Source organism: Paraliobacillus sp. X-1268, from assembly GCF_003426095.1.
In the GTDB taxonomy this organism is placed as follows: domain Bacteria; phylum Bacillota; class Bacilli; order Bacillales; family Amphibacillaceae; genus Paraliobacillus_A; species Paraliobacillus_A zengyii.
The window spans coordinates 22,407-36,850 of record NZ_QJSK01000024.1 but is presented as its reverse complement, the minus strand read 5'-3'; the positions used below and the strand labels follow the sequence as shown (position 1 = coordinate 36,850).

The window sequence follows — 14,444 nt, the reverse complement described above, 5'->3', positions numbered from 1 at the left end:
TTTGAAGGCTAATTTGCGTTTCACTCGTATGTCAGTAAGAGGCAAGAAGAAAGTGGAAAATGAATTAGGATTTGCATTCATGGCGGTGAACTTGAGAAAGTACACGGCTAAGCATGCGCATGGTGCAACAAATCCTGAAAATAATCCAACAAAAAAAGATTCCGACCATCTTCCTAAGATGATCGGAATCTTTTTCGTTATTTTGGCTAGTTATGTCCCAGCCTCTTTACATTTCTTATTATTTAATTTTTACATAGGATTGTAGTGCTTCTACTTTATCGGTTTTCTCCCAAGGAAACTCAATATCTGTTCGACCAAAATGTCCGTATGCTGCAGTGTCTCGATAAATAGGTCTGCGCAAATCAAGCATCTTTATGATACCTGCTGGACGTAAATCAAATAATGCTCGAACAGCTTCTACTAATTTTTCCTCGCTAACTTGTCCACTATTAAACGTATTAATAGCAATTGAAACTGGGTCTGCGACACCAATAGCATAAGCTAGCTGTACTTCACAAGCATCAGCAAGTTTTGCTGCTACAATGTTCTTTGCAACATAACGCGCTGCATATGCTGCAGAACGATCTACTTTTGTTGCATCTTTCCCACTAAATGCACCACCGCCATGACGGGCGTAACCACCGTATGTGTCCACGATAATCTTTCTACCTGTTAGCCCTGCATCACCCTGTGGTCCACCGATAACAAATCGACCAGTTGGATTAATAAAATACTTTGTGTCTTCATCTAATAATTCAACTGGTACGATTGGATTAATAACATGCTCTTTTAAATCAGCCTGAATTGTTTCCAATTCTATATCTGGATGATGTTGTGTTGAAATAACAATGGTGTCAATTCGTAATGGCTTATCTTGCTCATCATACTCTACTGTAACTTGTGTCTTGCCATCTGGACGTAAATAGTCAACAGTTTTATCTTTTCTTACATCTGCAAGACGTTTAGAAAGCTGATGTGCTAGAGCTATTGGTAAGGGCATCAATTCAGGTGTTTCATTATTGGCATAACCAAACATAAGACCTTGATCCCCTGCTCCAATAGATTCAAGCTCGTCATTCGTCATATTTCCTTCTCTTGCTTCTAGAGCTTGGTCAACTCCACCAGCAATGTCAGGTGATTGTTCATCAATTGCTGTTAGTACCGCACATGTTTCAGCATCAAAACCATATTTAGCTCTTGTATAACCAATTTCTTTTATTGTTTTACGTACAATTTGTGGAATGTCAACGTAAGTAGAGGTAGTTATTTCCCCCGCTACTAAGACTAAACCTGTTGTTACAATTGTTTCACACGCTACACGTGCATTTGGATCATGTGTTAAAATCTCATCAAGAATCGCATCAGAAATTTGATCACTTATTTTATCTGGGTGCCCTTCTGTTACTGATTCCGAGGTGAATAATCGACGATTTGCAGTCATTCTGCTAAATCTCCCCTTCCTAAATCACTTGCCCGACCATTTTTATGTCGAATAGATATATTTTACGTCTTCCTTTTTTGAACTGCAATAGTTATTTCAATTTTATAATTGCTAGATATCCATTATGAAGCCATTGTAAATTTAATTTTGCTTTTTATTTAATGGAAGGTGCTCGAATGTTATCGTAACGGAACCAATAACAGTTGTCAATAAAACATTCTAAAATACTAGTGAATTCGACAGGTGCCATTTTCACATTTATTTTTAAATAAATGATAACGATTCTTAGCGACCCAACGATATAATGGATTTCCAATTAAATCTGCCTTTGGTAAATAGGCTAGTACTCCCAACCAAAATGTTAGAACACAACGAAGCAAAACAAAACGAACTGCATAAAAGCCTGTTAAAGTTTCACCATTTTTCTTTCTTAAATGAATCTCTCCTACTAATTCTTGTTTCTCTTCCTCCGATAGCTTGTTTGTTGCTTGATAGGACTGTAAAGATTTCCATTCAAAGACATTGAACCAGTCCAGTGCGGTTATGATCTTTTTACTTTGTTGACAGAGGTAACAAAATTGATCATATAAAATAATATTCTTAGCCACTTTTAGCCTCCTTATTTTACTTTTCCACTACTATACCATTATTAATCCTATTTTTTAAAAACTTATACTTATAGGCAGGCACACATTTTCCGCCCATGAATAAAGTAAAGAAAGACAAAATAAAAAGGGGATAAAATAATGAAAAAATGGCTTGTTTGTCTTATATTACTTTTATCACTAGCAGTATTTAGTGCCTGTTCAGATAATTCTTCGATTACAAAAATTAAGGTTGCAGAAGTTACACGTAGTATCTTTTATGCACCGCAATATGTTGCACTTGAAGAAGGGTTTTTCGAAGAAGAAGGACTAGACGTCGAATTACAAACAATTCCTGGTGGAGATAAAGTAATGACCTCCATTTTATCTGATAACTCAGATATCGGCCTTGTAGGATCAGAAACATCTATCTATGTAGGCGCCCAAGGTTCCGAAGATCCTATTATTAATTTTGCACAGTTAACACAAACAGATGGAACTTTTCTTGTAGCTAGAGAACCTAACGATGATTTTACGTTTGAAGATCTAAAGGATACTGATTTTTTAGGGCAACGAAAAGGCGGCATGCCACAAATGGTTGGAGAATACGTATTGAAACAGAATGAAATTGATCCACAGAATGATTTGAATTTAATTCAAAACATTGACTTTGCTAATATCGCTAGTTCTTTCCTATCTGGTACGGGTGATTACGTTCAACTATTTGAACCAATTGCTAGTCAATTCGTCCAAGATGGCAATGGTCATATTGTTGCATCTTTTGGTGAAGAATCTGGTCATGTCCCTTATACCGTATTCATGGCTAAGCAAAGTTTTCTAGAAGAGAATGAAGAAGCTGCAATTAAATTTGCTCGCGCAATATACAAAGCCCAACAATTTGTGCAAGAACATGAAGCCGAAGAAATTGCTGAAATAGTTCAACCATATTTTGAAGAAACCGACATCGCGTTATTAGTTTCTTCCGTAGAACGCTATAAAGCACAAGGTTCTTTTGCTGAAAATCCACTTTTAGATGAAGAAGAATGGAATAACTTAAAATCTATTATGGATGAAGCTGGTGAATTACCAGCAGATATTATGCATGATGAATTAGTAAACACGGAAATAGCCGAAGAGGTCATGAACGAATAAGGAGGTTTTATGCTTGAGCTTTTTGCAAATAAAGCAGATCTCACATTATTACTTTAACCGAGAAAGTTATACAAAAGCACTAAATAATATCTCATTTTCTGTTGAAGAGGGCGCATTTATTTCCTTGTTAGGACCGAGTGGTTGTGGTAAAAGTACCCTTTTATCTATTATAGCAGGTATTATTGCCCCAACTCACGGTGCTATTACGCTTCAACAACAGAACTTAATTAAAAACCGCTCAGAAATCGGTTATATGCTTCAACAAGACTACCTTTTTCCGTGGAAGACCATTCTTGAAAACACATTAATTGGACCAAAAGTACAGCAAAATCAAGATAAGGCAACCATTGAGAGGGCTAAAGGTCTTTTGAAAGAAATGGGTCTAGAAGATGTTACAGATGCTTATCCAAGTAATCTTTCTGGTGGAATGCGTCAACGTGTTGCACTCATTCGTACGCTATTAACAAATCCACAACTACTTTTACTTGATGAACCATTTTCTGCACTCGATTTTCAATCAAAATTAAAACTAGAAGATTTGGTTTCTAACTTATTAAAAAGTTATCATAAAACATCTATCCTGGTCACCCATGATATTGGAGAGGCAATTGCCATGAGTGATCGAATTTATCTCATGCGTGCAAACCCAGGTGAGATTCACCAACAATTCGAAGTTCCAGTTGAAGTTCGAAATTTAACGCCATTTGAGGCAAGAAAACACATCAAATATCAAAACTTATTTGATCGGATATGGGAGGAGTCGAATAGCCTTGAGTCAAAAGCAACAGTCCGATAACAGTCTGTTTCTAAACCATATTAAAAAGTTAAAATCCGATCGAAGGAATACGCTATATTGGCAGCTGTTTATTTTTATTGTTTTCATCATAACGTGGGAAACAACTAGCAGATTAGCTTGGATAGATCCGTTAATTTTTAGTTCACCTTCCAAAGTTGCAAGTTTATTTTTATCGAATTTAGTTGATGGCTCACTTTGGTTTCATTTACGAATCACACTTCTTGAAACAATTGCCGGGTTCGTTGTCGGAACAGTACTTGGAATATTTTTAGCGTTTTTGTTGTGGAATTCTAAGAAACTTTCTGACGTTCTTGATCCGTATCTTGTTGTACTAAATGCTTTACCTAAAGTAGCTTTAGGTCCTATTATAATTGTGGCTCTAGGTCCTGGGTATGTCTCTATTATTATGATGGGTGCGATTATCTCTTTTATTATTACAGCACTCGTTGTATACAGTGCTTTTAGGGAGGTTGATCCTAACTATTTAAAAGTTCTTCAAAGTTTTGGTGCAACAAAATGGCAATGCTTTAAAGAAGCAGTCTTTCCAGCTTCTTTCCCCGCAATGATTTCAACTTTCAAAGTAAACGTCGGTTTGTCATGGGTGGGTGTCATTGTAGGTGAGTTTCTTGTTGCCTCAAAAGGACTAGGTTATTTAATCGTTTACGGATTTCAAGTGTTTAACTTTACACTTGTGCTATACAGTCTTGTCGTTATAGCTATTTTAGCTTCACTTATGTATCAGGGGGTAGAGAGATTAGAGAAGTGGTTAATCAAACAAAATTAATTAAGTAAAAGCCGTCCTGATTGCTGAAAAGCATCTTGGACGGCTTTATGAGTCAACTAATTCTTGCACTCGTTCTAAACTATACGGTAATACTTTATCCTTCATCATAAAACTAAAAGCGGGATTTGTTCGCAATTTTTCGGGGAGTTCTTTGAATAACACTGGCCCCTCTGTTTCAAAATAACTGGCTTGTTTTGGTAATGAGTCAATCACGGCAAAATAAATATTCTTTACTACATCTTCACTTTTTCCCTTTACATAATATTGACCAATATAAGTTAGAGAATGAACCCGACCACCAGTTTCTTCTTTTACTTCTCGAATTGCAGCTATTTCAGCAGTTTCTCCTGGTTCGACTTTCCCGCCTGGAAACTCAATTCCTCTTTCCTTATGCTTGGTTAACAACCACTGTGTTTCCCATCGACAAATTACCCAGACATGTTTCGGTTCCTTTTTGAATGGGTGATCATCGAATGATAATTTAACTTCATTATGATAATAATCGTGAAATATCTTCATACTTACCGCTACCTTTATACTTGATTTCCTTCTATTGTATCATTATTTTGATCACTATGATCAATATTTGTTATTTTCCAACCTTTCTCACTGTATGTTAATTCGATCTCAATTGTATATGCACCATACAGATCACTTTCATTCTGTTGTGTGATTTTCACTTTATTTTCTTCGATACTTTCCTTTTCATACGCTTCAGATTCCATAAACCATGGTGGCGTTTCTGTTGGTATGATATATAGTCCATCTTCTTTTTCTTCATAATAATATGACACATATTCTTCTGCAATTTCTGCTGTTGTAATAGCTGTGAATTTATCGATTAATTCCGCTTTGGTCTCTATTCCATTAACTTTATATTGCTGATTAACATCTTGAACAAGAATGTCCATAAATTTATTGGTAATATCAATAAGTTCATTATGCTCTAAAACGGGTGTTTTTATTTCTTCTTGAGAACTTGCTAATCGATTCGTTTCAACATTCGTTAATATTTGCTTTTTTTCTATCTGATTATTGCTTAATTCTTTTGATGTAAGTGATTCTTTTACATTCCCATTAGTTTGTCCTTGATAAGAAAATAATAGCAGTGGAATAATTGCTGTAAAAGCAAGTATTATCTTTACTTTCTGCTGCTTCATTTTCTAACCCCCCATCTGTTGTTACTATACCTTTCCTTTTTATATGTTATATCAAACATTTTTATTCAATTAATTTATTTGCTCTTATATACTATATAAACGGCTCGCATGATGGAATAGTTTCATTTATTTTAAAGGTTGTTTTTAAAAGCTTATTGTTTATGACTAAATTAACATAGACTACGACGTAACGTTCCTTGCGCCGGAATTATCATCAACTGTGACATAACAGAATCTCCTGACCGACCCGCTACTCAAGTGAAATTGACTCCCTTTCCGCAGGCACGTCTTCAGCTAACTCGGAAGAAAAAACGCTTCCGAGTGGATCTTCAGCCCGTGCTGTTCCTGCAGGAGTCTCGCCAATTTCACTTGATACGCTAGTTTTGAAACACTGTAATAATAAGAGTATAGATTGCCTTGTTATTAATTGAAACGACAGTTAGAAAAACTAACAATTATAATACATAAGTACGTCGAAAAGATCCGCTAACCAGCGAAGGAAGCAAATGGATGACACTCCTGTGGGAACAGCAAATGTTTTAGGGTGGGATGAGTAATCGCAATCCCACAAGTTGAAGATCCACTCGGAGAGCGACCTTTGCTTATCCGAGTTAGCTGAGACTGTGCCCACGGAAAGGGAATCCATTTGCTGACATAGCGTGTAAGGAGGTTTCACTATGTCACAGTTTCTATCAAATTCGTCTATTGTAAAGTAAAATATTTGCGAAAAGAGTTATTTTTAATAAGACTAATCTTAACAAAAGCGTCTTATATTTTTAGATTTCCCGCAAAACAAAAGAAAAAAGCGACTATCTATGATAGTCACTTTTTCTAATTATTGTGCTTGTGCAGTTTTCTTTTGGGATTCTGCTACTACGTCTTTTATTAAACAACGACCACGTCCATGTGGGATACACATTGGTGTACCAAACATTGGATCATAGGTTACGTCACATTTCATTTGAAATACATCATGAACCATATTGCAACTAATGATTTCTTCTGGTTTCCCTTGTACATGGACCTTTTTATCTTTAATTGCAACGATATGGTGAGCATAACGACAAGCAAGATTCAAATCGTGCAATACCATTACAATGGTACTATTATGCTTTTCATTTAATTCAAACAACAGATCGAGGATTTCAATTTGATGGGTCATATCTAAGTAAGTAGTAGGCTCATCTAATAAAATAGTATCCGTTTTTTGCGCTAAAATCATTGCAATCCAAGCACGCTGTCGCTGTCCGCCTGATAGCGAATCAACTGCCCGGTATTTTAAGTCCATCATATTGGTTGATTCTAATGCTTCATTTACTGCATCATCATCTTCACTCGACCATTTATTAAAAATGCTTTTATATGGATGGCGTCCTTGTTTAACTAAGTCTTGTACTGTCAAACCTTCTGGACTTATCGGACTTTGCGGGAGAATAGAAAGTTGTCTTGCCACTTCTTTTGTTGGCATTTTCGCAATGTTTTCTCCGTTAAGCACGACGCCACCTTCTTTTGGCTTTAAAAGTCTTGCCATTGAACGAAGTAAGGTAGATTTACCGCAACCATTTGCACCGATGAAAACTGTGATTTCACCTTTAGGTACAGTCATATTTAAATCATCTATAATAACATCATCACCGTATCCTAGTGTTAAATCTTTCGTAGCGATCGTTTCCATTTGCAATCTCTCCCTCACGAGCGTTGCTGATTTATATCAGAAAAATAAGTAACTGTATTTCAAACTATATTGTAAGTAGTAATATTTTTATCAGTAACTCTAGTTTATTGGCTATTAACTAATTCGTCAATGATTTTGAGAATCTTTATCAATTAATTTTATCACTCGCTTCGGGAAATCCGACTACATATTACCATTTTCTAATGATAAATCAAGTATGTTATGAAGCGACACCCAGTGGATTCCATCGGTTGTTTCTAATTTAATTTGTTGTTGCATTCCATCTATTTTTTTTACTTTCCCAATAATATATAGTGGTTGATAAGGGTCAAACACTTTAATTTTAATTGTTTTGTCAAAATACGTAGCTTCTGCAACTAACTCAGAAAAAAGCATTATTTGTTGTTCATCTAAAATGGGTTTTACCTGTTTTTTTAATTCTTTTTGATGTGCTTGTAAGACTTGTTTATGTTCAGGGAGCATCATTCTGCTTGATTCCCACATCAGATTGTATCCAGGTGTTAATTTATTTGGCTTCATCTATAATCCCGCTCCTTTATCATGTCCGCCAATCTTGCCCGCTCGTACATGTGCTTGCCCTGCCTCCATAAGAGATGAAGCTCGCACAATCGCTGTAGGTCCATATTTTTGATAAATACCGTCCATCGTTTCATTTAATCTAACTTTTTCTAAAGTATCATCGAATAAAGATAACTGATAAGCATCTGCTATTTCTAACTGCGATAAAGTTATACCAATACTCCTGACAGGTAGACCGTCCCAATACTTGTGAAATAACTGTAAAGCTACTTGATAAATATCGACACCAAAGGATGTTGACGTAGCTAACTTCTTTTGACGATTAAATCCAGTTGATACTTCCGAAGCACTACCTTGTACATGGATTGAAACAGTCTGTCCTATATAGTGGTGTGCACGTGCTCGACGTCCAACTTCTTCACTTAGTTCTAGTACAATAACTTTAATCTCATCTAGTTTTTGATAGTCCCTTGGTAGTGTCATATGATGTCCTACTGCTTTTTGTTCTTGATGGGTAGTGGGTGTAACGGGACTTTCATCGATACCATTTGCTGTACGCCATAACAATTCTCCGTTTATTCCCCAGCGCTTTTGCAACCACTTCACAGGGTGATTAGCTAAATTACCAATCGTATGTAGCCCCATCTTCTGCAAATGTGCTTCCATTCTTCGTCCCACACCAAATAAATCACCAATTGGAAGTGGCCATAATTTTTCTTGTAAATTACTTTGATCTAATCGAAATATTCCGTTCGGGGATTTTTTTGCAAATGCATCACAGGCCATTTTAGCCAACACTTTGTTCGGTCCTATTCCTATTCTTGCTTTTATCCCAACATCCTCAAAAATAGTTTGTTGGATTTTTTCCGCTATTCGTTGTGGTGTACCAAATAAATGTTGACTACCAGTAATATCAATAAATTGCTCATCAATAGAGTACACTTCAATACAATCAGTAAATTGTTCTAAAATCTTTGTGATTTGATAGGAGACATCAATATACAACTGCATACGCGGTCTTACAATTATTGCTTCTGGACATTTAAGTTGTGCTTCCCATAATGTTTCAGCTGTTTTAATCCCATATTCTTTTGCAATTGGGCATGCAGCTAAAATAATGCCGCTTCTTCTGGATGGATCACCAGACACCACAAGTGGCTTATTCTGATAGTCTGGGTTTGTTGCCTTTTCAATGGAGGCGTAGAAAGATTGCATATCAACCAAAAAAATAACTTTAGACATTCTTAACATCTCCCAAAAAGAACCTACGTTCGTATGTATAGTATATACGAACGTAGGTTCTTTTATCAATGGGAATTGTTTACTCTATTCTTTTATGTAACGATCAAGTTGCTTCACTAATTGATGGCGGAGCAGCTTATTAGAGGCATTACGAGGTAAACTTTCCACTATATAAAAAGCCTTCGGGACTTTATACTTTGCTAATAATTCTCTACACTGTTGTTTTACTAAATCTAAATTCAGTTTATCTTCAACTATAAGAAAAGCTACTGGAACCTTGCCCCACTTGGGATCTTCTTGACCAACAACTCCAGCCTCTTTAATTCCATCTATACTTCCTAAAACGTTTTCTATTTCAGCGGGATAAACATTCTCCCCACCAGAGATGATTAAATCCTTTCTTCGATCAACAACATATAAAAAACCTTCTTCATCAAGATAACCTAGATCACCAGTGGCAAGCCAACCTTGACGTAAGACAGTTTGATTGGCGGATTCGTTTTGATAATAACCCTTTGTCACCATTGGGCCTTTCACAAAAATTTCACCAATTTCTAATGGATTGGCTTCTTGCTTGTCATTCATCACTTTCATTTGCGCGGTAAAAAGAGCCTTTCCTGCTGATCCAATTTTTCTTAATGCTTCATTCGGACTTAAGGTTACAACTTGCGAACTCGTTTCGGTCATTCCGTATGTTTGAAAAACTGGAATGCATTTTTTTCTTGCCTTTTCTAACAAATAAGCGGAAGCTGGGCCTCCACCAAGTAACATACATCTAAATTCTTCTGGATAGCTTTTAGTAGCCAATTTCTCCATTAAGCGATCTAACATAACTGAAACAACAGAAACGATTGTAACACCTTTAGCCATAATCGCTTGATGAATATCCTCCACTTCAAATTTCTCTAGTAAGTAGATTGGCATACCATAAATAACGCTCTTCATTAGTAACGAGAACCCACCAACATGGAATAACGGTAAAGTTGCTAGCCATTTATCTTGCTTATTAATACCTAAATTTAAAGCAGAAGCAATTGCACTCGACCAATGATTACCATATGTATGGACAACACCTTTTGGTTTTCCTGTCGTTCCAGACGTATAAATAATTGTAAATATATCATCGAGATTCAATTCTTTTTTTAAATCACTAGCTATTTCTGGTTGTTTTTCTACTGTTAAAAACGAGACAACTTTTACGATACCTGAGTTCACTAACCCTTCCAAATAAGATTGATCTTCGGTTGTAGTTATAAGATACCTAACGTTTGCATCATCTAGTTGAAAAGCTAATTCACTTTTAGAAAGACGTGTATTAAGTAAAACAATAACTGCACCCAAATATGATAAACCATGAATAGCTATAATCATCTCAAGACTATTTTTAGAATGAATAGCAACATGTTCACCCTCTTGCACTCCGAGAAATCGAAGCTTTTTAGCGAATTTTTGTGCACGGTCTCGAAGAATAGAAAATGTGACCGGAGCAATTAAAGGTGATTCAATTGCGGTTTCATTTGGTGCAAGAGTTGCTTGTTTGTCTAACCAATGAGGCATTTTTTCAATCATTACTCAATATCCCCTATCTCACGTAGTCGCGTAATTAAATCTTTTTAACACCGGCTACTTGCTTAATCTCCTTTTATGTAAGAAAGAGACGAACATTTTCTTTCCCATGCTCGTCTCTTGTTTGATTAATATATTAAGGAAAACGCGGAAACTGTTTAAAGTCTGGATCACGTTTCTCTTTAAATGCGTCACGGCCTTCTTTCGCTTCGTCTGTTGTATAATAAAGCAAGGTCGCATCTCCACCCATTTGTTGCATACCTGCTATACCATCCGTATCTGCATTTAGAGATGCTTTAATGAAACGTAGTGCAGTTGGAGATTTCTCTAACATTTCTTGACACCACTGCACAGTTTCAGCTTCCAATTGCTCTAATGGAACAACTGTATTAACTAAGCCCATATCCATTGCTTCTTGTGCGCTATATTGGCGACATAGAAACCAAATTTCTCTTGCTTTCTTGTGCCCAACGATACGTGCTAAATAGCCAGCACCATAACCAGCATCAAAACTACCTACTTTAGGACCTGTTTGACCAAAGATAGCATTATCAGCTGCAATCGTTAAATCGCAGACAATATGTAAAACATGCCCGCCACCAATTGCATATCCTGAAACCATTGCTACAACAGGCTTTGGAATAACACGAATTAAGCGTTGTAAATCTAAAACATTTAAACGTGGAATTTGGTCATCTCCTACATAACCACCGTGACCTCGAACCTTTTGGTCACCACCTGAACAAAATGCATCATCTCCAGCACCTGCAAGAACGATAACACCTATATTTGAATCATCTCGCGCATGTGCGAATGCATCAATAAGTTGATGCACTGTTTGTGGACGAAATGCATTGCGTACCTCTGGTCGATTAATTGTTATTTTAGCAATTCCATCATATGCGTCATATAAAATATCGCTATATTCTCTTACACTTTCCCATTTTACTGTCATCGTTATTCCTCCATATCATTAATAAAATCTTTTACTATTGTATCAAACTTTTCCTTTTGTTCCACATGAACTGCATGACCTGCATCAGAAACAATATGTAGCTGTATTCTTTTTGAACGCTTTGCCATCTTTTTAGCAATTGTAACAAACTTATCATCTAACGCGCCCACAATGACCGAAACTGGTACAGAAATCGTTGCTAATTGATCCCACCATGAAGGTTGCTTTCCTGTTCCCATACCACGTAAAGACGATGCAAGTCCCTTTTTAGATTGTGCTAAACGCTCGTTTCTTATTTCATTTTTCACTACATATGGTAACGCTTGTTGTGTAGCAAACAATGGCAAGCTCTCCCATTGATCAACAAACGCCTGTACGCCCTCTTTTTCTATTTTCCCTGCCCAGCTATCGTCTTTTGTTTGTCGAGCTACTTGTTCATTTGGTGAATCGAGGCCTGGTGAAGCACTCTCTAATGTTAGGGAGGCAACCTTTTTAGAATGTAAAAGTGTAAATGATAAAGCTGCCCTACCCCCCATCGAATAACCAATCAGATGAACTTTCTCTATCGCTAATTGATTAAGGATCAAGGCCAAGTCTTCACAGAAGTCTTCCATACGGACAGGCTCATTGCATTTCGTTTGACCATGGCCAGGTAAATCAATCGCAATACAACGATAAGAAGAAAAAGATTCAATTGTATTACGCCATGTTTTATGACTTCCAGTAAACCCATGTAAAAAAAGAAGCGGGATGCCTGTGTCTTCACCATATTCTTCTATCCAATAAGATCGATCATTTACGGTTAGGTCCATCATACTCTCCCTCCAAATGGCTAGCAATAGTTTGCCATTTTTCTTCATGCCAAGCAACATTATCGCTGCGATCGGTTTTTAATTCAATAACCGAAAGACCTTCTGTTTGATAGCTTTTTTCTAATGCTAGCTTGAAGGTTTGCCAATCAGTTGGGCTTTCATACAGTCCTTCATATAACTCTACCACATGAGAAAAGTCCAAATCCATCGGTGTACCAAATAACTCTTCATAATGCGGCACATCTTGTTTAGCCTGTGGTAAAAAGGAAAAAATACCGCCACCATTATTATTGATCAAAACAATCGTTATGTTCAAGGAATAGCGCTTTGTCATTAACAAGCCATTTTGATCATGAAAAAAAGATAAATCACCTAGCAATAATGTTACGCGCTCAGCAGAAGAAGCTGCACCTAGAGCACTAGATGTCACACCGTCAATTCCATTAGCACCCCGATTTGCTAAAATACGAATTTGTTTGTCCGTATTAAACCAAAAAGTATCCACATCACGAATCGCCATGCTGTTTCCAACGAAAAAGGTGCTATTATTTGGTATGATTTCTTCAATGTACTGGACAACATCTCCCTCTGTTATTACTTGAGAAGCACTTTTTTGCAAAACTTTTTTTGCGATACTGTTTCCTTTTTGCCACTCCTTCAACCAATTTTGATCAAAATAAGGGACAGGATTTGTTATTAATCCTTGACAAAAAAGTTGTGGATCCGCGTATATCACAGTAGATTGATGACCAATAGGTTCACGATATCCTTCTGCTTCTTCTACTACGTAATGATCAATTTGCGGATTTTCCTTTAACCACAATGTATAAGGTTTCGATACAGGTTGAGCACCGAAACGAATAACAAAATCTGGTCTAAATAGATCTCTTGTTTGTTTATGCTTTAAAATAGCATCATAACTCTCAATCACATTACTTTTATCATAATCACCTGAACGTAATTGTGATAATGGATCAGCTAATAATGGTAATTGCCACGCATTTGCTAGTGCAATGATTTCCTTTTGAGCCTGTTGGTCTTCCATAGGCCCACACACAATAAGACCTTTTTGCTTCGTTAAAAATTGTTTATGTAAAGCTATTAACTGTTCCGCTGAAAGCTGTTTCTTCCCTTGTTTCACTTCCAGATGTGCTGTTTCTTTATTTTCACCCCACAAATTATCCAATGAAAAATCTGGCACTAAAGGCTCTCGAAAGGGGAAGTTGACTTGCACCGCAGCACGATTAGCTGTATTTGCAATTTTATATGCAGCTGCCGCCTTTCCTCTCACATAATTTCCCTGCTGATCTGTTAATTCAGGTAGACTCATATCATGAAACCATTTTACATAATCGCCATATAAATGTATCTGATTAATGGCTTGTGGGGCCCCTACATCTCTTAGTTCATGAGGACGATCCGCCGTTAGTATAAGTAATGGCACCCTACTGTAGAAAGCTTCAATAATTGCTGGATAATAGTTAGCTGCTGCTGTACCAGAAGTACAAACAAGTGCAACAGGACGTTTCGTTTGTTTGGCTATACCAAGTGCAAAAAAAGCAGCAGAGCGTTCGTCCATATTAATCCAATGCTTGACAGACCGATAGGCCGCAAAAGTCATGGCAAGTGGTGTTGATCGAGAGCCTGGCGAAATGACTACATCTCTCAATCCATTTTGATAAAGTTCATCAACAAAACTGGTAACGTAGCGTGTTAAACTTTCAGTATGATTCATGC

The 14,444-nt window shown here is 36.8% G+C and carries 14 protein-coding genes and 1 pseudogene; 4 read left to right on the top strand and 11 right to left on the bottom strand.

Annotated features, from left to right (window positions below):
- Nucleotides 1–265, top strand: a pseudogene (locus D2K62_RS18995) (IS5/IS1182 family transposase); the annotation flags it as partial.
- Here D2K62_RS18995 and metK read toward each other — a convergent pair.
- A complete protein-coding gene (metK, locus tag D2K62_RS16785; protein ID WP_112181693.1) occupies nt 239–1,441 on the bottom strand; it encodes a methionine adenosyltransferase in 1,203 nt (400 codons plus the stop codon). The pseudogene D2K62_RS18995 and the gene metK sit on opposite strands and share 27 nt — an antisense overlap.
- A gap of 227 nt (nt 1,442–1,668) precedes the next feature.
- Nucleotides 1,669–2,049: a thiol-disulfide oxidoreductase DCC family protein gene (locus D2K62_RS16780; protein WP_157967323.1), complete on the bottom strand. Its 381-nt coding sequence runs from the start codon at nt 2,047–2,049 to the stop codon at nt 1,669–1,671.
- A 138-nt stretch (nt 2,050–2,187) separates the two neighbouring features.
- On the opposite strand from D2K62_RS16780, the gene D2K62_RS16775 reads away from it, so the two are divergent.
- The 3 genes from D2K62_RS16775 to D2K62_RS16765 are packed head-to-tail and all read left to right on the top strand — an operon-like array spanning nt 2,188 to nt 4,757.
- Nucleotides 2,188–3,177 carry an ABC transporter substrate-binding protein gene (locus D2K62_RS16775; RefSeq protein WP_112181695.1) on the top strand — a complete coding sequence of 330 codons (990 nt, stop codon included), beginning with the start codon at nt 2,188–2,190 and terminating at the stop codon, nt 3,175–3,177.
- A gap of 13 nt (nt 3,178–3,190) precedes the next feature.
- Nucleotides 3,191–3,973 (top strand): ABC transporter ATP-binding protein, encoded by a 783-nt coding sequence (locus tag D2K62_RS16770; protein ID WP_112181696.1) that lies wholly within the window; start codon nt 3,191–3,193, stop codon nt 3,971–3,973.
- Nucleotides 3,948–4,757 (top strand): ABC transporter permease, encoded by an 810-nt coding sequence (locus tag D2K62_RS16765; RefSeq protein ID WP_112181697.1) that lies wholly within the window; start codon nt 3,948–3,950, stop codon nt 4,755–4,757. The genes D2K62_RS16770 and D2K62_RS16765 overlap by 26 nt, the downstream gene beginning before the upstream one ends.
- A gap of 45 nt (nt 4,758–4,802) precedes the next feature.
- On the opposite strand, the gene ytkD is transcribed toward D2K62_RS16765, so the two are convergent.
- The 9 genes from ytkD to menD form a co-directional block, all read right to left on the bottom strand.
- Nucleotides 4,803–5,276 (bottom strand): RNA deprotection pyrophosphohydrolase, encoded by a 474-nt coding sequence (gene ytkD, locus D2K62_RS16760; protein ID WP_112181698.1) that lies wholly within the window; start codon nt 5,274–5,276, stop codon nt 4,803–4,805.
- A 14-nt stretch (nt 5,277–5,290) separates the two neighbouring features.
- The gene (locus D2K62_RS16755) at nt 5,291–5,917 is read right to left on the bottom strand and encodes a hypothetical protein (RefSeq protein ID WP_112181699.1); all 627 of its coding nucleotides are present in this window, start codon (nt 5,915–5,917) and stop codon (nt 5,291–5,293) included.
- A gap of 835 nt (nt 5,918–6,752) precedes the next feature.
- Nucleotides 6,753–7,592: an ABC transporter ATP-binding protein gene (locus D2K62_RS16750; protein WP_117148901.1), complete on the bottom strand. Its 840-nt coding sequence runs from the start codon at nt 7,590–7,592 to the stop codon at nt 6,753–6,755.
- Between the two features lie 183 nt (nt 7,593–7,775).
- The gene (locus D2K62_RS16745) at nt 7,776–8,132 is read right to left on the bottom strand and encodes a YolD-like family protein (RefSeq protein WP_112181702.1); all 357 of its coding nucleotides are present in this window, start codon (nt 8,130–8,132) and stop codon (nt 7,776–7,778) included.
- Nucleotides 8,133–9,374 (bottom strand): DNA polymerase IV, encoded by a 1,242-nt coding sequence (locus tag D2K62_RS16740; RefSeq protein ID WP_112181703.1) that lies wholly within the window; start codon nt 9,372–9,374, stop codon nt 8,133–8,135.
- A gap of 84 nt (nt 9,375–9,458) precedes the next feature.
- Complete coding sequence (locus D2K62_RS16735) at nt 9,459–10,943, bottom strand: o-succinylbenzoate--CoA ligase (RefSeq protein WP_117148902.1); 1,485 nt, start codon at nt 10,941–10,943, stop codon at nt 9,459–9,461.
- A gap of 133 nt (nt 10,944–11,076) precedes the next feature.
- Nucleotides 11,077–11,895, bottom strand: a complete 819-nt coding sequence (menB, locus tag D2K62_RS16730; RefSeq protein WP_117148903.1) for a 1,4-dihydroxy-2-naphthoyl-CoA synthase — start codon at nt 11,893–11,895, stop codon at nt 11,077–11,079.
- 2 nt (nt 11,896–11,897) lie between these two features.
- A complete protein-coding gene (gene menH / locus D2K62_RS16725) occupies nt 11,898–12,710 on the bottom strand; it encodes a 2-succinyl-6-hydroxy-2,4-cyclohexadiene-1-carboxylate synthase (protein WP_232824098.1) in 813 nt (270 codons plus the stop codon).
- Nucleotides 12,688–14,442, bottom strand: coding sequence for a 2-succinyl-5-enolpyruvyl-6-hydroxy-3-cyclohexene-1-carboxylic-acid synthase (gene menD, locus D2K62_RS16720; RefSeq protein WP_117161802.1), 1,755 nt, complete (start codon nt 14,440–14,442; stop codon nt 12,688–12,690). Before menD ends, menH begins: the two co-directional genes overlap by 23 nt.
- Nucleotides 14,443–14,444: the final 2 nt, after the last annotated feature.